The 19363-nt window shown below is 34.4% G+C and carries 20 protein-coding genes; 14 read left to right on the top strand and 6 right to left on the bottom strand.

Annotated features, from left to right (window positions below; all coding sequences use genetic code 11):
- Window positions 1-5: 5 nt before the first annotated feature.
- The 5 genes from EV143_RS01930 to EV143_RS01910 all read right to left on the bottom strand — a co-directional run bounded on the left by EV143_RS01930 (window position 6) and on the right by EV143_RS01910 (window position 4617).
- Window positions 6-1421, bottom strand: a complete 1416-nt coding sequence (locus tag EV143_RS01930; RefSeq protein WP_133506648.1) for an ATP-binding protein — start codon at window positions 1419-1421, stop codon at window positions 6-8.
- A 149-nt stretch (window positions 1422-1570) separates the two neighbouring features.
- The gene (locus EV143_RS01925; protein WP_133506301.1) at window positions 1571-2119 is read right to left on the bottom strand and encodes a CopD family protein; all 549 of its coding nucleotides are present in this window, start codon (window positions 2117-2119) and stop codon (window positions 1571-1573) included.
- A gap of 34 nt (window positions 2120-2153) precedes the next feature.
- Complete coding sequence (hemH, locus tag EV143_RS01920) at window positions 2154-3167, bottom strand: ferrochelatase (RefSeq protein WP_133506300.1); 1014 nt, start codon at window positions 3165-3167, stop codon at window positions 2154-2156.
- A gap of 272 nt (window positions 3168-3439) precedes the next feature.
- The gene (locus EV143_RS01915; protein WP_133506299.1) at window positions 3440-3685 is read right to left on the bottom strand and encodes a hypothetical protein; all 246 of its coding nucleotides are present in this window, start codon (window positions 3683-3685) and stop codon (window positions 3440-3442) included.
- 59 nt (window positions 3686-3744) lie between these two features.
- A complete protein-coding gene (locus EV143_RS01910; RefSeq protein WP_133506298.1) occupies window positions 3745-4617 on the bottom strand; it encodes a helix-turn-helix domain-containing protein in 873 nt (290 codons plus the stop codon).
- A 227-nt stretch (window positions 4618-4844) separates the two neighbouring features.
- Here EV143_RS01910 and hemA point away from each other — a divergent pair, with 227 nt between their 5' ends.
- The 12 genes from hemA to EV143_RS01850 all read left to right on the top strand — a co-directional run bounded on the left by hemA (window position 4845) and on the right by EV143_RS01850 (window position 15249).
- Window positions 4845-6095: a glutamyl-tRNA reductase gene (gene hemA, locus EV143_RS01905; RefSeq protein WP_133506297.1), complete on the top strand. Its 1251-nt coding sequence runs from the start codon at window positions 4845-4847 to the stop codon at window positions 6093-6095.
- Window positions 6096-6188: 93 nt separating this feature from the next.
- A complete protein-coding gene (gene hemC, locus EV143_RS01900) occupies window positions 6189-7112 on the top strand; it encodes a hydroxymethylbilane synthase (RefSeq protein WP_133506296.1) in 924 nt (307 codons plus the stop codon).
- A gap of 9 nt (window positions 7113-7121) precedes the next feature.
- Complete coding sequence (locus EV143_RS01895) at window positions 7122-7715, top strand: HNH endonuclease (RefSeq protein ID WP_133506295.1); 594 nt, start codon at window positions 7122-7124, stop codon at window positions 7713-7715.
- A complete protein-coding gene (locus tag EV143_RS01890) occupies window positions 7708-8373 on the top strand; it encodes a uroporphyrinogen-III synthase (RefSeq protein WP_133506294.1) in 666 nt (221 codons plus the stop codon). The genes EV143_RS01895 and EV143_RS01890 overlap by 8 nt, the downstream gene beginning before the upstream one ends.
- 50 nt (window positions 8374-8423) lie before the next feature.
- Window positions 8424-9452: a uroporphyrinogen decarboxylase gene (gene hemE / locus EV143_RS01885; RefSeq protein WP_133506293.1), complete on the top strand. Its 1029-nt coding sequence runs from the start codon at window positions 8424-8426 to the stop codon at window positions 9450-9452.
- A 65-nt stretch (window positions 9453-9517) separates the two neighbouring features.
- On the top strand, window positions 9518-9895 hold the full coding sequence (locus EV143_RS01880; RefSeq protein WP_133506292.1) for a hypothetical protein: 378 nt from the start codon (window positions 9518-9520) through the stop codon (window positions 9893-9895).
- Between the two features lie 4 nt (window positions 9896-9899).
- A complete protein-coding gene (locus EV143_RS01875) occupies window positions 9900-10451 on the top strand; it encodes a GNAT family N-acetyltransferase (protein WP_133506291.1) in 552 nt (183 codons plus the stop codon).
- A gap of 364 nt (window positions 10452-10815) precedes the next feature.
- Window positions 10816-11718: an oxygen-dependent coproporphyrinogen oxidase gene (gene hemF, locus EV143_RS01870; RefSeq protein WP_133506290.1), complete on the top strand. Its 903-nt coding sequence runs from the start codon at window positions 10816-10818 to the stop codon at window positions 11716-11718.
- Window positions 11719-11822: 104 nt separating this feature from the next.
- A complete protein-coding gene (locus EV143_RS01865; protein ID WP_133506289.1) occupies window positions 11823-12764 on the top strand; it encodes a DUF4421 family protein in 942 nt (313 codons plus the stop codon).
- 80 nt (window positions 12765-12844) lie between these two features.
- Window positions 12845-13747 (top strand): fructose bisphosphate aldolase, encoded by a 903-nt coding sequence (locus EV143_RS01860; RefSeq protein WP_133506288.1) that lies wholly within the window; start codon window positions 12845-12847, stop codon window positions 13745-13747.
- Between the two features lie 109 nt (window positions 13748-13856).
- Window positions 13857-14849, top strand: coding sequence for a porphobilinogen synthase (hemB, locus tag EV143_RS01855; protein ID WP_133506287.1), 993 nt, complete (start codon window positions 13857-13859; stop codon window positions 14847-14849).
- 1 nt (window position 14850) lies between these two features.
- Window positions 14851-15249, top strand: coding sequence for a c-type cytochrome (locus tag EV143_RS01850; RefSeq protein ID WP_133506286.1), 399 nt, complete (start codon window positions 14851-14853; stop codon window positions 15247-15249).
- A 77-nt stretch (window positions 15250-15326) separates the two neighbouring features.
- Here EV143_RS01850 and EV143_RS01845 read toward each other — a convergent pair whose 3' ends face one another.
- Window positions 15327-17387: a M13 family metallopeptidase gene (locus EV143_RS01845; protein ID WP_133506285.1), complete on the bottom strand. Its 2061-nt coding sequence runs from the start codon at window positions 17385-17387 to the stop codon at window positions 15327-15329.
- A 199-nt stretch (window positions 17388-17586) separates the two neighbouring features.
- Between EV143_RS01845 and EV143_RS01840 the strand changes: the two genes are divergently transcribed.
- Window positions 17587-18510, top strand: coding sequence for a DMT family transporter (locus EV143_RS01840; RefSeq protein WP_133506284.1), 924 nt, complete (start codon window positions 17587-17589; stop codon window positions 18508-18510).
- Between the two features lie 172 nt (window positions 18511-18682).
- Entirely contained in the window at window positions 18683-19348 is a 666-nt protein-coding gene (locus EV143_RS01835; protein WP_133506283.1) for an SCO family protein, read from the top strand.
- Window positions 19349-19363 lie beyond the last annotated feature (15 nt).

Genomic DNA, 19363 nt, shown 5'->3' with positions numbered 1-19363 from the left:
TTTTTTTAGGAGTTTGTGATTGGTAAAGAAACTATAAATGTGGTTCCTTTTCCATAAGTTGACTCAAAGGTAATTGTTCCTTTGTAATTTTCGATGATGTTTTTTATAATTCCGAGTCCAAGCCCCATTCCACTGGTTTTTGTGGTAAATTTTGGTTCGAATATTCGGCCAATATCCAATTTCTGAATTCCGACCCCGTTATCCTTTACTGCAATTTCAACATTATTGTTTCTGCGTACTACGGTAACTAAAATCGATTTATGAAACTGACTTTCCGGAATTGCCTGAGTGGCGTTTTTAACCAGATTCGTAATGACACGAATTAGTTGCGTACGATCCATTTTTGAAATGATTTCTTCTTCCTGACTTTCAAAAACAATATAATCTTCATTAAAAATATCCAAAGCTAATTCTACAACTTCAACTACATTCAAAGTTTCGTTTTGTTGCGCCGGCATCGATGCAAAATTCGAAAATGCCGATGCTACTGCGCTCATTGTATCAATTTGCTGAATTAAAGTTTCTGAGTAATCGTTCATTTTTTGCTTGACATCAGGTGCTGTTGGATCAAATTTGCGTTGAAAGCTCTGAACCGTCAACCTCATCGGCGTAAGCGGATTTTTAATTTCGTGCGCGACTTGTTTTGCCATTTCGCGCCACGCTTCTTCACGCTCGCTTTGGGCCAGTTTTACAGCACTACTTTCTAATTTATCGACCATTCCGTTATAAGCCTTTATCAGGAAATTAACTTCTTTACTATTCGCTTCCAGAACAATTTTCTCATTTTTCTGATCTAAATTGGTTTCTTCTAACTTATCAGAAATGGTTTTTAATGATTTTGTGATGTACGTTGACAAAAAATAAGCCAATGCAAAAGCAACAATCAGCATAAAAGAATATACCTGACTTAAACGAATCAGGAAAGTATTCAATTCATTATCATAATAACCGTCGTCTTCTAAATAGGGAAGATTTAAAATTCCCAGAGGCTTGAATTTCTCGTCTTTAATCAAACTATATGACGATCTGTTTTTAACTCCGTCGATGGTTTTAATGTCTACAAAACGTTTTTCTATGGAAGACCGAACCAGTTTTAGAATGTAAAGCGGAATTGGCGGCGGCGCTTTATCTACAGCAAAAGATTCTTTTGACGATTTTAATAATTTCCCGTCAAGACTGTAAATATTGATTTCAATTTTATGAATTTGGGCTAATTCGTGAATTTTATCTTTAAAAATTAAATCGAGATTTGCCGTTTTTAAAGGATAAGTTGTAGTATTCAAAACATAATTGATATGTTCCTTTACCGCATTTTCTTTTCGTTCTAAACGTTCCTGATGGTATTCTTTCGCCTCGGTTTTAAACTGAATAATCGAAATCGAAGCTAATAAAAAAGATGCCACAACAATCAATACAATCATCGACAGGAAAATCCTGGTACGAAGCGAAAGCATTGACATTTTTAAGTTGTTAAGCATAGATTTTAATGGTTAATTATAAATTGTGAATTATGAATTATCAACTGTGTGGATTAATTTACCATTAACAATTCATAATTAACAATTTACAACTATTTTCTCTCTCTGATTCTTTTGTAAAAACGGAAACCTAGCATAATGATAATTGAGAATAAAAATATGCCAATTACGCCGAAAATCCAGTTGATGGCACTTTTTAAAACGACTAAAAAGACAACGGCAAACAGAATAATCGTTGCGCCTTCATTCCATAAACGCATAAAATTGTTGGAATATTTTACTTCGTCGTTTTGTAACTGTTTGAAAATCTGATGACATTTTGCGTGATAAAGATATAAAAGGAAAACGAAACATAATTTTACATGCATCCACGGCATTTTGAGCCATGCGTTTCCTAAATCTGTAAAAAGTAACATCCAAAAAGCAAATATACTTGCCAAAACTGCTGATGGCCAAGTAATAATATACCACAAACGATAGGTCATTATTTTGTATTGCGCTTGCAGGATTTCCTTTTCAGGAGATGGTTTATCATTGGCTTCAATTTGGTACACAAACAAACGTACAATGTAAAACAAACCTGCAAACCAAGTAATTACAAATATAAGATGTAACGATTTTAGATAGTTATAATATTCCATTTAAGTCTTTTTTCTTTACTCTTTGTTCTATTTTCTATTTTGCCCAATCATTAATCCAATTTCCAACTGTCTGACACCATTCATCACCATCATTCAAACACGGAATCGCTAAGAATTTTTCTCCACCGTTTTTCTCAAAATCTTCTTTGGCGCGCATAGCGATTTCCTCCAAAGTTTCTAAACAGTCTGAAACGAAAGCTGGCGTTACAACTGCCAGATTTCTAATTCCTTTTCCTGGCATTTTATCAATTTCCACGTCAGTGTAAGGCTCTAACCATTTGTCCCCCGCTAAACGCGATTGAAAAGTCAAGCTGTATTTATCTTCAGGAAGTCCTAATAATTTTACGACTTGTTTTGTAGTTTCATAACATTGATGACGGTAACAGAAATCATGCGCCGGCGATGGTGTGTTGCAACAAGAACCATCGATTTTGCAATGCGATTTTGTTACATCGGTTTTACGGATATGACGTTCCGGGATTCCGTGGTACGAGAATAGTAAATGATCGTATTCAAACCCAACTAAATTTTTCTGAATTGAATCAGCTAAATTCTTGATATAATCCGGTTTGTTGTAAAATGCCGGAACATCAGTAAAAGTCATGTTTGGGAATTTCTTCTTACGAATTTCTTCCGCTTTCACTAAAATAGTCAAAGTTGAAGCCATTGCGTACTGCGGATATAAAGGAAAAAGCAATACTTCTGTAACACCTTTATCGTGTAATTCCTGAAGTCCTTTTTCGATTGTCATGCTTCCGTAACGCATTGCCAAGGCTACAGGAACATTTACCAAAGGCTGTACTTTTTTCTGCATTCTTTCTGAAAGAACCACAAGAGGCGAACCTTCATCCCACCAAATTTTCGCGTAAGCGTGAGCCGATTCTTCCGGTCTTTTTCTTAAAATAATGCCTCGAACCAATAATGCTCTCAACAAATACGGAACATCGATCACGTATTTATCCATTAAAAATTCGTCTAAATACGGTTTTACATCTTTTGTAGTTGGACTTTCCGGAGATCCTAAGTTTACTAATAATACGCCTTTCATTGTTTTTTTGCTTTAGGCTTTAAGCTTTAGGCTTTAAGCTTTTTGTTTGTTTAAATTTTCTTCAAAAGTAGGTTTTGCTGCTTTTTGGAAATATGATAAATGTTATTTTTTATTTATTGCTGAATATAGAAAATCAATTTGTTAGAAATCTTCATTCATAAATTCTGTTCTAATAAATTCAATGGCTTGTTTATAATAATCGTTATTATTCCAATCTCCAATTTCAATTTGAGTTTTCCAATTGTTTAAACAGATCACTTCGCACTCAGGTTCTAATTGAATTGAGAATAAAATATTTCCGTCATTATAAACTGCATAACTATCTTCAATTTGAGCACCAAAAACATATTTTCGGTACTTTTTGTTGCCTTGTAGTATTTCAAATATTTGAATACGTTAGGTAATTCCCTTTTTATTACATTATAAATGTCTTTACCAAATCGATTATAACGAACTAATACTTCTTCAAATTTTTCTTCTAAGTATTCTTGATGGTCTCCTAATATTTCTGTTTCCATTATTTATTGACACTTCTATTATATGTTAAGAATACAATTGAGCAATTCTGAAAATCAAATTAAACATTCGTATTAATCGACATCAAATATTTCTTCGGAGTCGTTGCAAACTTTTTCTTGAAAGCCGCTATGAAGTGACTTCCGGTACTGTAGCCAATTTTTAATCCCACTTCATTTACATTATAAGATCCGCTGTCAAGAAGTTTTCTTGCGAAATCCATTTTATAATCGAATAAGAAACCATAAACTGTGTCACCGTAAATTTGTTTGAAACCCATTTTCAGTTTCTTCAAATTTAAACCAATTTCATCTGCAAGCTCTTGTAATCCGGGAGGTTCAGCCATATTGGCGATGATAATTTCTTTGGCTTTTCGAATCTTCAAAACATTATCTTCATCAATCAAAAACGGACATTGTTCTGCATTTGGATCTTCGGTTCTGTTAAAATACAAACTCAGTAATTCGTATCCTTTTCCTTTATAATAAAGGTTTTTTATGGATGGATGAAGGTTGTAATGAAACAGTTGACTTAATACAATAGCCATAGAAGGACTGATGTTTCCTTCGTTATAATACTTTTTATCCTTATTATCAGGACTTAAAAAAGTAATATAATCTGCTTCTGCAGAAAACAACGCGTGAAATTTCTTGATCGATACAATTACGGAGATCACCCATGAATTTGGAGCCAACTCTAAATTTAGGGGTAATTCTTTTTGCGGATTATATAAAAGAAGCGATTTTTCTTCCTTCAATTCAAGAGCATAATTACCCTGATTGAACAAAAATTTAGCATTGCCTTTTATTCCGAAGTGAAACTGTATCAGGCCACTACCAATTTCGCGTTGAGCAGAAAATGGTTCAGCACTGTCGTTTTGAAAACGAATTAGCGTAAAGTCGTCTTCAATTTTTATAATTTCCTGAGAACTCATAGCGATATTTTTTTGAAACTAAAATCAGAACAAATCAAAAATGTTATTTAGAATCACTCTAAACAAATCATTTCGAACAAGTTGATTTTGCTACAAAAATAATGCTTTTTGCATAAAAACAGACGATTAGAAACAAAAAAACATGTAGCGACACAAAAAGTACTTTGAGCGTTACTTTTATAAACTCTATAATGATAATTTTGTCTCACTTTTAGGAAAGTGAATTTATGGAAAACAATAACGTACCGAAACACCTTTATTTTTACTCAGTTGGTCTGAGTTATAAAAAAGCTGATGCTGAGGTAAGAGGTCAATTTAGTTTGGATGCGGTAGCGAAAACACGTTTACTGGAACAAGCTAAAACTGAAGGAATAGAAAGTTTAATTGTCACTTCGACCTGCAACAGAACCGAAATCTACGGTTTTGCAGAACACCCTTTTCAATTAATAAAACTTATTTGTGATAACAGCAACGGGTCTGTCGATGCTTTTCAGAAAGTAGGTTTTGTTTATAAAAATCAGGAAGCCATCAATCATCTTTTTCGCGTAGGAACTGGTTTAGACAGTCAGATTCTTGGCGATTTTGAAATTATATCCCAAATAAAAACTTCTTTTTCTCACGCTAAATCAATGGGATTGGCCAATACTTTTATGGAAAGATTGGTAAATGCGGTAATTCAGGCGAGTAAAAGAATCAAAAATGAAACGGAGATTAGCTCTGGTGCCACTTCGGTTTCATTTGCATCGGTACAATACATTATGAAAAATGTAGAAGATATCAGCAATAAAAATATTTTACTTTTCGGAACAGGAAAAATCGGTAGAAATACCTGCGAGAATTTAGTAAAACATACTAAAAACGAACACATTACTTTAATTAACCGAACTAAAGACAAGGCGGAGAAATTAGCCGGAAAACTAAATTTGATTGTTAAAGATTATTCTGAGTTACACTTAGAACTTCAAAAAGCAGATGTTGTCGTTGTGGCAACAGGCGCGCAAAACCCAACGGTTGACAAAGCAATTTTAAATCTTAAAAAACCTTTGTTGATTTTAGATTTATCTATTCCGAAAAATGTTCACGAAAACGTAGAGGAATTAGAAGGCGTAACGTTGATTCACATGGATTATTTGTCGCAATTGACAGATGAAACTCTGGAAAACAGAAAATTACATATTCCGGCTGCTGAAGCAATTATCGAAGAAATCAAAGAAGAATTTGTAATTTGGATGAAAGGTCGAAAATTCGCACCAACCATCAATGCTTTAAAAGAAAAACTGAACGCGATTAAAACTTCAGAATTAAACTTTCAAAGCAAGAAAATTACTGATTTCAATGAGGCTCAAGCGGAGATCATCAGCAATAGAATCATTCAAAAAATCACTACACATTTTGCAAATCATTTAAAAGATGACGAGACCATGGTGGATGAAAGCATCGAATGGATCGAAAAAGTCTTTAAAATAAAAGCATCTTAAAATAAAATTTTAAACCATATAAGTTATATAAGTTCATTTAAAAGCAAACTGCTTAAATTATCTTATATAACTTATATGGTGAAATTCAACAAAATGGCTGAAAAAACAATCAGAATTGGAACTCGCGATAGCGAACTAGCACTTTGGCAGGCACATAATGTGGAGAAACAACTAAACGATTTAGGTTATAAAACTTCTATTGTTGCGGTAAAATCTACTGGAGATATTATTCTTGACAAACCGCTTTACGAACTTGGCATTACCGGAATTTTTACAAAAACCTTAGATATCGCCATGATTAATGGGGATATTGACATTGCAGTTCATTCCATGAAAGATGTTCCAACGGCTTTACCAAAAGGAATTGTTCAGGCGGCGGTTTTAGAAAGAGCCAATGTTTTGGATATTTTAGTTCACAAAGGAAATCCTGATTTTGCAAATCCAAGCACAATTGCAACCGGAAGTTTACGTCGCCAGGCGCTTTGGTTCAATAAATATCCAAATCATACAGTGGTTGATTTACGTGGAAACGTAAACACGCGCATGCAAAAATTACAAGACAACAATTGGGACGGAGCTGTTTTTGCTGCTGCAGGTTTGGAGCGCATCAACATAAAACCAGAAAATTATATTAATTTAGATTGGATGATTCCCGCGCCGGCACAAGGAGCAATGCTTGTTGTGGCGATGGAAAATGACAATTTTACGCTTGATGCACTTTCGCAATTGAATCATATTGAAACCGAAATTTGCACGTATATCGAACGCCAGTTTTTAAGAACGCTGGAAGGCGGTTGTACCGCGCCAATCGGGGCTTTGGTGAAATATAATGAAGACGAAGACACGTTACATTTTCAAGGTGTTTTACTTTCTGTTGATGGAAAACAAAAACTCGAAATTGAAAAAACAGTTGATATTTCAGAATGGAAAAAATTAGGTTTTCATTCAGCTCAGGAAATATTGAATAATGGCGGAACCGAATTGATGGCATCTATTAAAGAAAGTTTGAAAAAATAATGGCTTTTTATGGATAAAGCTTTATTGATAAAAAATATTTGTGGATTATTACTCGATGATAAAAAAAATGATTGTGTAGATTTTGCTAATGAAAATTATCCCTTTATGGATAATCTGACTCAAAAAAGGCAATATTCTAAATATCAAATGTGTAAAATCTTTTTAAGAGATGGATTTGTAGATCGATATTCAGGTGATAAATTACTATTTCCTGGATTAATAAAAATATTAACAATAGAGTTTCCTGATATTTTTAAATATCAAAAAAATTGGAAAAGGTCAGAAATACATATCATCTATTGGGATTTATTTCCAACTATTGATCACTATATTCCAGTAACAAGACATGGAGAAGATAATGAAAACAATTGGGTAACAACTTCTATGATTGGTAATTCGGCAAAAGCAAGTTGGACAACTGAAGAATTGGGATGGAAACTATTTGAAAAAGGAAAACTTAAGGATTGGGATGGTTTGGTATATTATTTTTTAGAATTAACTAACAAAAACCCTGATTACGAAAAAGACAATTATGTTAATCAATGGAAAAGAGCATTGTTAAAAGCAATAGATCAGATGAAACAAGAAAAAAACAATGAGTAAATCAATTCAAATATTATCCACAAAAAAGCTATCAAGCGAACAAAAACAAGCTTTGGTAAAAGCTAATATTGAAGTTGTTGAAGCTGATTTTATTCAAACCCAAAATAAATCTTTCGAATTAAAAGACCTCAACGAAAATCTGATTTTCACAAGTCAGAATGCGGTTCACAGCGTTTTATCAGGTCCGAAATCGGAACAATTAAAAAGTAAAAACGTTTTTTGTGTTGGATTAAAAACAAAGATTCTTTTATCAGAAAGCGGTTTTAATGTTGTGGCTTATACTGGTTATGCTTCAGATTTAGCTGAAATTATCACTTTGATTTACCGTGCTGAAACTTTTACATTTTTCAGCGGAAATCTTAGAAGAGAAACTTTGCCAAAAGCTTTAAAAGATGCTGCCGTAAAATTTAATGAAATTCAGGTTTATGATACTTCATTAACGCCTCAAAAAATAAAAACTGCCGTTGATGGAATTTTATTTTTTAGTCCGTCTGGCGTTGAAAGTTATTTGAAAGAGAATACAATTAAAAAAGAAAAATGCTTTTGCATTGGAGAAACCACTGCCGAAGCTTTAGAAAAAATCACAAAAAACATCATCATTGCAGATCAGCCAACGGTTGAAGATGTAATTGAGGATGTAATTGAAGAATATAAATAAAAACCTTTGCAACTCTGTCACTTTGTGACTTTGCACCTAAAATAAAAAACATGTTAAAAAACGACCTATTTTTAAAAGCACTAAAAGGAGAAACTGTTCAACGACCGCCAGTATGGATGATGCGTCAGGCCGGAAGATATTTACCGGAATTTATCGCTTTGCGTGATAAATACGATTTCTTCACCCGTTGTCAGACTCCAGAATTGGCTGCTGAAATCACAGTACAGCCAATTCGCAGAATTGCTCCGGATGCAGCAATTTTATTCTCGGATATTTTAGTTGTGCCTCAGGCAATGGGAATTGAAGTTTTGATGAAAGAGAATTTTGGTCCGTTTTTACCAAACCCTATTCGTTCTTTGGCAGATGTTCACAGAGTTTACGTTCCGGATATTCAGGAAAGTTTAGGTTATGTAATGGATGCCATTAAATTGACGAAAGAAATGCTGAACGACGAAGTGCCATTAATTGGTTTTGCTGGTTCGCCTTGGACAATTTTCTGCTACGCTGTTGAAGGAAAAGGTTCTAAAAGTTTTGATACTGCAAAAGGTTTCTGTTTTTCAAACCCGGCTGCGGCGCATACTTTATTGCAAAAAATTACAGATACGACGATTTTATATTTAAAAGAAAAAGTAAAAGCGGGAGTTGATGCCGTTCAGATTTTTGATTCTTGGGGAGGAATGCTTTCTCCGGTTGATTATCAGGAATTTTCATGGAAATACATCAACCAGATCGTGGAGGCTTTGGCTGATCACGCGCCGGTTATTGTTTTCGGAAAAGGATGTTGGTTTGCTCTTGGCGAAATGGGAAAAAGTAGAGCTTCGGCACTTGGTGTAGACTGGACATGTTCGGCTAGAAATGCGCGTTATTTGTCTGGTGGAAACATTACGTTGCAAGGAAACTTTGATCCTTCAAGATTGCTTTCTCCAATTCCAACCATCAAGAAAATGGTTCACGAAATGATCAACGAATTCGGAAAAGATAAATATATCGTGAATTTAGGTCACGGAATTTTACCAAATATTCCTGTAGATCACGCGAAAGCGTTTATTGACGCGGTTAAGGAATACGAAGCAAAATAGTTTATGATTTATGGTTGATAGTTTGGATATAAATACAATCAACCATAAACTAACAACTTAAAACTATGCTCAACAAAGGCCTAAGAGACGACGAAAGCATCAGAATTGACAATGTCCTGAAAACATTGCGCTCTCTCGACTTTGTGCCTAAAATGTTGACTAACGACGAAAAATTAGATATCGAAAATCAGCTAAAAGAATTTGGGTTGAATATCCAGACTTTGGTCGATTATGATAATGACGAATTAATAACCTTATTAGTTCGTGCTCATTTAGACTTTAATCAGTTAGAGCAATTTGCTGATTTTTTAATTGCTTTTTCAAAAGTAGAAAATTATGATTTTCACGGGAAAGCTTTAGCACTTTATGAATATATTCAGCGGGAAAGCAAGATTTTTTCATTCGGAATAAATATTAAAATCGCTTCGGCCAAAAACAAATAACGAAATGAGTTTTACGGATTGGAAAATAGAAACGATTGACAATATTCTTCCCGAAGAGTTTTATAAGCTTATAGATAAGAATAGAAATCATATTGGAAAAACATTTCCGGTAACGCTAGCTAATTCTGATTCTTTAAAAAAAGCAAAAGATTTTCTCGCACTCAGTGTTGATAAAGAAAAAAACAAGGAAGGCTTTTATTTTTACGCTAGAGATACCAAAACCACTGATTTGATTGGCTATTTATGCATCAAAACTATAGATTACCGCATTTCAAAATGTGAGTTAGGGTATTTTGCTGATGAGAATGTTCAGGGAAAAGGAATCACATCAAAAATGGTTTCACACGCACTTGACTTTTGTTTCAACGAATTAAAAATGAACAAGGTTTTTATCTGCACCTCAGAAATTAATACTGCTAGTCAGCGAATTGCATTAAAATACAATTTTAAACAAGAAGGAATTTTACGCGACGAATTTAGAAATGGTGATGGCGAATTGCAAAACACTGTTTATTTCGGATTGCTTAAATCAGAATACAATCAACATGAAGGATAAATTAGCATTTAATAGGGTATCAGTGCTTGTTTTTCAAGGCTTTCCAATAATGAGATTTTTGTTTAAAATCATTTTTTTTGGATTTTACTATTACTGTCTTTTTACTTTAGTAAAATTTTATTTCTTTTCAAATAATGCAAACATGACAACCAGTCAAGCCTGTGCTGCTGGCTACATGACTTTTATTTATCCGATATTTATAATTATAGTTACGATATTATATCTGGTTTCCATTTCAGTTTATTCAAAAAATATTCAATATAAAAGTTCATATTATAAATTAGTATTATACCCTCTTATCTTATTGATTGTATCCATTTATTTAAATACTATCAAAGATCTTTTTTTCTAGAAATCAATTAACATGAAAGATAAATTTTACGCTTACATACAAAATCTACAAGACCAAATCTGCGCGGGATTAGAAGCTGTTGACGGAACAACAAAATTCCGTGAAGATCTTTGGAAACGTCCGGAAGGCGGTGGCGGAAGAACGCGCGTAATTGAAAACGGTTCTGTTTTCGAAAAAGGCGGTGTCAACATTTCTGCCGTTCACGGAAAACTTCCTGAAGCAATGCAAAAGATGTTTGGTGTTGGCGAAGCTGATTTTTTTGCCTGTGGATTGAGTTTGGTTTTACACCCAAAAAACCCAATGGTTCCGACTGTGCATGCCAATTGGCGATATTTTGAAATGTACGACGAATCCGGAAAAGTAATTGAACAATGGTTTGGCGGTGGACAGGATTTAACGCCTTATTATCTGTTTGAGGAAGATGCAACATTGTTTCATCAAGTCTCTAAAACGGCTTGTGACAAGCACAATGAGGAATTTTATCCAAAATATAAAAAACAATGTGATGCTTATTTCTGGAATGCTCACAGAAATGAAGCTCGCGGAATTGGAGGTTTATTCTTTGATTATTGCAAAGCAAATGAGCAAATGTCTATGGAAAATTGGTTCGATTTTGTTTCTGAAGTTGGTAATAGTTTCCTTGATGCGTATGTGCCAATTGTAGAAAGAAGAAAGAATCTGGAATATTCTGCAGAAAACAGAACGTGGCAGGAAATCCGTCGTGGCCGTTATGTAGAGTTTAATCTGGTTCATGACAAAGGCACTTTGTTCGGTTTAAAAACCAACGGAAGAATTGAGAGTATTTTGATGAGTCTGCCTCCGCATGTGCAATGGGTTTACGATCATCATGCAGAAGCAGGAAGCAAAGAAGAGAAATTAGTGAATGTGCTGGAAAATCCAATTGATTGGATTTAAAACACTTAAGCCACATTTGATATTAAAACATAGATTTAATTTGTAATTTAGAGATTATTTAAAAACGTCTATAAATGCTGTTTGTGTTTCAAAAATTAAAATAAATGGATCTAAAACTGATTTACATATCGTTTTTTACAAGCGTTTTCGGGTGTTTTGCCCAGAAAGATTCGCTTCAAAATCCGTATTTTAAATCATATGATGATAAAGTTACCGCTAGTATTTATTATCTGGATACTTCAAATAATTTTCAGATTGGTTTTGATTCAGAAGGACAAAAAAAATACCTTGACCTTAATCCAAATCGAAAAGAACAATTAGGCGTAAGTATCAGCTATAAGTTTGTTGATATTAGTTTTGGTTTTGCACCGAAGTTTTTTGATGTAAACAAAGACAATTCAGACTCTAAATTAGTTAGTTTCAATACTCGCTTTTATTATAAAAAGTGGATGCAATCTTTCACTTTTATCAATCAAAAAGGCTTTTATGCCAGTGAAGAGAACATTTCTGTAGATTTTCCGCGAATGCGAACTACAAAAATTGGAGGAACTACTTCGTATATCTTCAACGATAAATTCTCTTATAAAACATTAGTCAATCAAAATGAATGGCAGACTAAGAGTTCAGGAAGTTTTATTCCGACATTTTCATTTTATTATACCAATTTAAACTTGAACAATGAGCCTAATTCTTCTAACGGAGATATTTACGTTTTTTCGTTAGCACCCTCCTATTTTTATAATTTTGTAATTAACGACAGGATTTTGATTGGAGCGGGAATTGCCTTTGGAGCGGGAATTAATGATATCGATGGCGATACCTCAGCTTTATACGAATTAGATCTAAATTTAAAGCTTGCGTATAATAGAGATCGTTTTTTTGCATTTGCGAGCTTAAACACGCTTAATTTCATTCAGAATGACACCGCAGCGGAAAGACTGAATGATAATATATCAACTGTGAAATTTAGTATTGGTTACCGATTTGATCCGCCAAGTAAAGTCAAAGAGATTTATGAAAAAGTAAATGAGAAAACCGGGCTTTAAAAGTTTTAAAATTAGTAGTTATTAGTTACGAGCTGAATGCTCACACTCAAACAGTATTTATAGTAAATAAAATTATTATTATGGAAAATAGAGAGAGATACATAGCACAATTACATCGTATGCATTCCGGAAAAGGATTTATCGCTGCCTTAGATCAAAGCGGAGGTAGTACGCCAAAGGCTTTAGCGCAATATGGCGTTTTGGAAACAAGCTTTACAAATGACGAGGAAATGTACACTCTTGTACATGAAATGAGAACTCGAATTATTAAGAGTGCTGCGTTTGATAGTAAATATATTCTGGGAGCTATTTTATTTGAAAATACGATGGACCGCAAAATTGAAGGACAATGGACTGCTGACTATTTGTGGGAGAAGAAAAATATAGTTCCTTTTTTAAAGGTTGATAAAGGACTTGCTGATCTTGCCAATGGTGTGCAATTGATGAAGCCAATTTCGAATCTAGATGAATTATTGACCCGAGCGGTAGAACGAAATGTTTTTGGAACTAAGATGCGTTCGGTTATTAAAGAAGCGAATAGTACAGGAATTCGCGAAGTAGTTGAACAGCAATTTGAAGTTGGTAAACAAATCTTTGCAAAAGGACTAATTCCAATAATTGAACCTGAAGTTGATATTTACAGCGCAGATAAGGAAAAATCAGAGGAAATTCTGAAAGAAGAAATCAAGAAACAACTTAGTTTACTGGATAAAAATGTAAAAGTGATGCTGAAACTGTCCATTCCAACAGTGAATGACTTTTATAGTGAACTAATGTCTGATCCGCATGTTGTGCGTGTTGTGGCATTGTCTGGCGGTTACGGCCAAGAAGAAGCCAATCAAAAACTATCTCAGAATCACGGATTAATTGCCAGTTTTTCAAGAGCATTATCTGAAGGACTTTCTGCCAGTCAATCTGAAGAGGATTTTAATACTAAACTAGATACAACAATTAAAGGGATTTATGAAGCTTCAATTACATAGTTTAGTCGAAAGATTAAAGTCGAAAAGTCGAAAGTATATATCATCAATTAATAAAAATAAGATTGCAGAAAATCTAAAATCTGCATTCTAAAATCTAAAATTTAAAACAATGTTCCCATTACAAAGAAACCGTCGTTTAAGAACCAATGAATCTATTCGTTCTTTAGTTCGAGAAACCAGTTTAAGTCCACAGGATTTTATGCTTCCGATGTTTGTGGCCGAAGGAAAAGATGTAAAAGTTGCCATTCCGTCGATGCCTGGAATTTATCGTCATTCGTTAGACAATACGATTAGAGAAGTTAAAGAAGCTTGGGATTTAGGAATAAAAGCGGTAAACATTTATGTAAAAGTAAGCGAAAATCTAAAAGACAATAAAGGCGTTGAAGCCTGGAATAAAAACGGATTGATGCAGCAAACCATTCGTGCTATCAAAGATGCTGTTCCCGAAATGATTGTTATGCCGGATGTAGCGCTGGATCCGTATTCGATTTATGGTCATGACGGAATTATAGAAAACGGTCAATTGGTAAACGACGCAACTGTCGATGCTTTAACCCGAATGAGTTTAAGCCATGCTGAGGCTGGAGCCGATTTCGTTGCACCAAGCGATATGATGGACGGAAGGGTTTTGGCGATTAGAAAAGCATTAGAAGAAAACGGACATCATAATGTTGGGATCATGAGTTACAGCGCCAAATATGCTTCTGCATTTTACGGACCGTTTCGTGATGCATTAGATTCTGCTCCGGTAGATTCTCAAAATATTCCGAAAGATAAAAAGACCTATCAAATGGATTATGCCAACCGAATTGAAGGAATTCGCGAAGCATTATTAGATGTTGAAGAAGGTGCAGATATCGTAATGGTAAAACCGGGAATGGCGTATTTGGACATTGTTCGTGAGGTAAAAAATGCCGTTCATGTGCCGGTTGCTGTTTACCAGGTATCTGGTGAGTACGCTATGGTAAAGGCCGCAGCCGAAAGAGGATGGCTTGATCACGATAAAATTATGATAGAGCAACTATATTGCATTAAGCGTGCAGGTGCCAGTATTATCTCAACTTACTTCGCAAAAGAAGCAGCTGTAATTTTAAATAGATAAAATGAAAAAAGTATTATTCTTATCAGCCGTTTTAGCGTTTGCATCTTGTAAAAAAGAAGCAACTGAGAATGTTCAGCCCACGACAGAAACTTATTCAGAAGGAGAATCGGCGGAAGCCAAAACACCGGAAGCTTTAGGAAAAGATATTTTTGAAGGAAAAGGTAATTGTATTTCCTGTCATCAGGTTGATCAAAAAGTAATTGGTCCAAGTATTCAGGAAATTGCTAAAATATATAAAGATAAAAAGGGCGATATCGTTACATTCCTTAAAGGAAATGCAGAACCAATTGTAGATCCGAGTCAGTTTCCGGTAATGAAAACAAACATTCCGATTACGCAGGCAATGTCAGACGAAGAACTGAAAGGTCTTGAAGCTTACATCTACAGTAACTTGAAGTAAATTAATATAACTTGAAGTAAATCAAAATTATATAAAACAAAATGGCGCTAAATTAGCGCCATTTTTTATAGATTATCTTACCAGATTTTTACTCTCTTGTCTGGTTCAACATACATAGGATCTCCTTTTTTGATTCCGAATGCCTGATAAAAAGCTTCAACATTCTGAATTGGAACATACGCTCTGTACATTCCCGGTGAATGCGGATCTGTTTTTACCTGATTTTTAATTGCTTCATCTCTCGATTTTGTTCTCCAAACCGTAGCCCATGAAATAAAGAAACGTTGTTCTGGTGTAAAACCATCGATTAATCCCGGATTACCATTTTTCTTTAAATACAATTGCAAACCATCATAAGCAGCATTTATACCACCAAGATCTCCAATATTTTCCCCTAAAGTAAATTTACCATCAACGTGAATTCCCGGTAAAGGTTCTAGAGCACTGTATTGATCTGCAAGAGCAGTTCCTAATGCCGTAAATTGTTTCAAATCCTCAGCTGTCCACCAGTCAACAAGATTTCCATCTGCATTGTAGCGTGCGCCTGAGTCATCAAATCCATGTGAAATTTCATGACCAATTACAGCTCCGATTCCACCATAATTAACTGCTTCATCAGCCTGATAATTGTAAAATGGCGGTTGTAAGATCGCTGCCGGGAAAACAATTTCGTTATACGATGGATTGTAATACGCATTTACCGTTTGTGGCGACATTCCCCACTCTGTTTTGTCAACCGGTTTATTTAGTTTTTCCAAATCTTTATTGAAATTCCATCTTGCAAGGTTCTTAGTATTTTCAAAATAACTTCCACCATCAGCAACACTTTTAATATCAAGAGCCGAATAATCTTTCCACTTATCAGGATATCCAACTTTAATGGTGATTTTATCTAATTTTTCAATGGCTTTCTTTTTTGTCGCGTCAGACATCCATGTCAAATTATTGATACGGTTTTGATACGCCAAAATCACATTATGAATCATATCAACTGCTTTGGTTTTTGCTTCAGCAGGAAATACTTTCTCCACATACAATTTACCAAGTGCTTCTCCAATACTACGATTAACTACCAGTAACGCTTTTTCTTCACGAGGAAGTTGCTTAATCGCTCCTCTTAATGTTTTACTGTAAAAGTCAAAATTTGCTGTTTCAATTTCTGTCGTTAATTGTGAAGCCGCAGAATTTAATAAATCCCATTTCAGGTATTCTTTCCACTGCCCTACTTTGTTTTCAGTAAAAACAGTTTGTAAAGCTTTCATATATCTTGGTTCTGTTACAACAACAGAATCTAATTTAGCCAAACCAATTGCTGTGAAATAAGTATTCCATTTAATCGCCGGAGTTAGCTTTTGAAGATCTGCTATCGACATAGGATTGTATTGCAAACGGCTGTCTCTGCTTTCTACACGATCTAATCGTGGAGATGACAAAGAAGTTTCAAAGGCTACTATCTCAGTTGCACTTTGTTTTGCTTTTTCTAGTGATTCTCCAATAAACTGCAGCATTTTTGCAACGTGAAGTTCGTATTTAGCACGTTTTTCTTTAGAATCTTTATCTTCAGAGGTGTAATAATCCTTATCCGGCAATCCTAAACCGCTTACACTTAAGCTTACAGAATTCTTTGAACTGTTTTTTTCATCTGCACCAATATAAATGCTGAAAAATCCTGAACCTCCTTCACGTTCCATTTCGGCTAAATACTTTTGAAGATCAGATACATTTTTGATAGCATCAATCTTTTTTAGATAAGGTTTCAATTGTTCGATTCCTCTTTTGTTTCTTCCAACAGTATCTAAAACGGCACTAAACAAATTTACAGCTTTGCCCTGATCCGTGTTCGATAAATACTTTGGGTTTTTTGAAGCTTCCTTCAAAATTGCCATTGCATCTTTATCTGTTTTTTTAATCAATTCATTAAAACTTCCCCACGTTGTACGATCGCTTGGGATTTCAGTTTTATCTAACCAGGTTCCGTTTACATATCGGAAAAAATCCTGGCCCGGGCCAATTTTGGTATTCATGTACGAAACATTAATCCCCGGTTCTTTTGAAGTTACATCTTGAGCGTTTACTGCCGTTAATGAAAACAATGCAGAAAAAACACAAAACATAGGTTTACTAAGCTGTTTTTTCATTTTACTATATTCTTTGAGTGTAAATACAAACATATCGCAATTATCTTAAACTTCATGTTAAAATTATACAATAATCACAGCCTGATCCTTTATCACAAATTCTAATAGGAATCAGCAAAAAAATTCATGAATAAATGAGATGATTTTATGTTCTAATTGAAATAGTTTTTGGAATATTTGTTAAAAGAATTAAATCAAAATGAGAGCGAAAATTCAAACTGCATTTTCAGGAAAAGTTGAAGCCATCGGATTACCGATTTTGGCCGTATGCTGGGTAAGTTTTTTTTGGGGAACAACCTGGCTGGCTTCAAAAGAAGGAGTGCGACATATGCCTGCTCTTCAATTGGCAACCATTCGTCAGTTTATAGGCGGAATACTGTATGTTGGTTATTTTTTAATCAAAAAAGAACCTTGGCCAAAAGGCAAACAATGGCGAACTATTCTGGTTTTGGCTATTTTGAATTTTGTTTTGAGTAATGGTTTAAGTACTTGGGGCGTAAAATATATCAGTAGCGGATTGGGTGCCATCATCAGTGCCATTTTCCCAATTTGGATTATTGTGATCAACTTTTTTAATGGCGAACGAATTGCAAAATTGGCTATAACAGGAATTTTAATTTGCTTTGGAGGAATTTGCATCATTTTCATGGATCACTTAGGCGATTTTTTCAAACCTGATTTTCAAGTTGGAATTATCTTAACTGTTGCTTCAACCATTACATGGGCTTTCGGAATTCTACATACCAAGAAAAAGGCAGCCAGTTTCAATCCGTACTTTAGTTTAGGACTGCAAATGTTTATTTCGAGTTTTATTCTTTTTGCAGTAACTGAAGCGGCAGGAGTTAATATTCCGTTGAGCGAAATCCCATCAACATCCTGGTGGGCGATTGGTTATTTAGTAATTATTGGCTCGGTATTAACTTTTATTGCTTTTATATATTCTTTACAACATCTTCCAACAGAAATTAGCAGTATTTATGTTTACATTAATCCTATAGTTGCAATGATTTTAGGCGCTCTAATTTTCGGAGAAATACTAACTCATGCAATCCTAATTGGGGTTTTAGTTACTTTGGCAGGATTATATTTGGTCAATAAATCGATTCGAAAACCTAAAGTTTAGACGATATAAATAAATTCGCCACGAATTACACGAATTTTCACTAATTAATGTTTAATGTAAATTGATTCGTGAAAATTCGTGTAATTCGTGGCAAACTATTCAGCCTGTTAAAAAGCGTTATTATTAAGGATTTTAAAAACCTCTTTTCGTATTTTTGCACCAAATTATTTTTATGAAATCGTTCCTTTACAAATACCGTAAATTCTTTATTGTTTTAATTTTATTTTCGGTTGTCACTATATCCCTATTTTATTCGGCTTTGAAGCCACAAAAAACGTTGCCAATTTATAATCCTGCTGATGTAAATCCAGAATTGGTCGACAGTACTGTTCAATACAAAAGCAAATACCACACCATTGCTGATTTTTCTTTTGTAAACCAAAACGGCGATACCATTACTCAAAAAAATTACGAAGGCAAGATTTATGTTGCCGACTTTTTCTTTACAACCTGCGGATCAATCTGCCCGAAAATGTCAACAAATCTATCCGAAGTGCAAAAAGCAGTTTTAAAAAACCCTAAAGTAATGTTGCTTTCCCATACGGTTTTTCCAGAGGTCGATAGTGTTTCGGTTTTAAAAGCTTATGCTGTAAAATATGGCGTTGTCGACAGCAAATGGAATTTGGTTACCGGAGACAAAAAAGACATTTACACCATGGCAAGAAAATCATATTTAGCTGTAAAGCTTGGCCGACCTGACCAATTATACGATATGGTTCATACAGAGAATTTTGTTTTGGTTGATCAGAAACGTCGCGTTCGCGGATTTTATGATGGAACAAACAAAGATGAAATTAAACGTCTCTTAGAAGATATCGATTTCTTATGTCAGGAATAGCGCCCTTTATTTTAG

Source organism: Flavobacterium chryseum, assembly GCF_004362015.1.
Classification (GTDB): Bacteria; Bacteroidota; Bacteroidia; order Flavobacteriales; family Flavobacteriaceae; genus Flavobacterium.
This window is presented reverse-complemented; position numbering and strand designations above follow the sequence as displayed.

What these genes read in the sequence shown, in the direction of transcription:
- EV143_RS01910 (WP_133506298.1), bottom strand. Translation starts at nt 4,617, where the DNA reads ATGAGTTCTCAGGAAATTATAAAAATTGAAGACGACTTTACGCTAATT.
- EV143_RS01890 (WP_133506294.1), top strand. Translation starts at nt 7,708, where the DNA reads ATGAGTAAATCAATTCAAATATTATCCACAAAAAAGCTATCAAGCGAA.
- EV143_RS01865 (WP_133506289.1), top strand. Translation starts at nt 11,823, where the DNA reads ATGGATCTAAAACTGATTTACATATCGTTTTTTACAAGCGTTTTCGGG.
- EV143_RS01875 (WP_133506291.1), top strand. Translation starts at nt 9,900, where the DNA reads ATGAGTTTTACGGATTGGAAAATAGAAACGATTGACAATATTCTTCCC.
- EV143_RS01880 (WP_133506292.1), top strand. Translation starts at nt 9,518, where the DNA reads ATGCTCAACAAAGGCCTAAGAGACGACGAAAGCATCAGAATTGACAAT.
- EV143_RS01840 (WP_133506284.1), top strand. Translation starts at nt 17,587, where the DNA reads ATGAGAGCGAAAATTCAAACTGCATTTTCAGGAAAAGTTGAAGCCATC.
- hemB (WP_133506287.1), top strand. Translation starts at nt 13,857, where the DNA reads ATGTTCCCATTACAAAGAAACCGTCGTTTAAGAACCAATGAATCTATT.
- EV143_RS01835 (WP_133506283.1), top strand. Translation starts at nt 18,683, where the DNA reads ATGAAATCGTTCCTTTACAAATACCGTAAATTCTTTATTGTTTTAATT.
- EV143_RS01895 (WP_133506295.1), top strand. Translation starts at nt 7,122, where the DNA reads ATGGATAAAGCTTTATTGATAAAAAATATTTGTGGATTATTACTCGAT.
- hemA (WP_133506297.1), top strand. Translation starts at nt 4,845, where the DNA reads ATGGAAAACAATAACGTACCGAAACACCTTTATTTTTACTCAGTTGGT.
- EV143_RS01930 (WP_133506648.1), bottom strand. Translation starts at nt 1,421, where the DNA reads ATGATTGTATTGATTGTTGTGGCATCTTTTTTATTAGCTTCGATTTCG.
- hemC (WP_133506296.1), top strand. Translation starts at nt 6,189, where the DNA reads ATGGCTGAAAAAACAATCAGAATTGGAACTCGCGATAGCGAACTAGCA.
- EV143_RS01845 (WP_133506285.1), bottom strand. Translation starts at nt 17,387, where the DNA reads ATGAAAAAACAGCTTAGTAAACCTATGTTTTGTGTTTTTTCTGCATTG.
- EV143_RS01925 (WP_133506301.1), bottom strand. Translation starts at nt 2,119, where the DNA reads ATGGAATATTATAACTATCTAAAATCGTTACATCTTATATTTGTAATT.
- EV143_RS01850 (WP_133506286.1), top strand. Translation starts at nt 14,851, where the DNA reads ATGAAAAAAGTATTATTCTTATCAGCCGTTTTAGCGTTTGCATCTTGT.
- EV143_RS01860 (WP_133506288.1), top strand. Translation starts at nt 12,845, where the DNA reads ATGGAAAATAGAGAGAGATACATAGCACAATTACATCGTATGCATTCC.
- EV143_RS01915 (WP_133506299.1), bottom strand. Translation starts at nt 3,685, where the DNA reads ATGGAAACAGAAATATTAGGAGACCATCAAGAATACTTAGAAGAAAAA.
- hemH (WP_133506300.1), bottom strand. Translation starts at nt 3,167, where the DNA reads ATGAAAGGCGTATTATTAGTAAACTTAGGATCTCCGGAAAGTCCAACT.
- hemF (WP_133506290.1), top strand. Translation starts at nt 10,816, where the DNA reads ATGAAAGATAAATTTTACGCTTACATACAAAATCTACAAGACCAAATC.
- hemE (WP_133506293.1), top strand. Translation starts at nt 8,424, where the DNA reads ATGTTAAAAAACGACCTATTTTTAAAAGCACTAAAAGGAGAAACTGTT.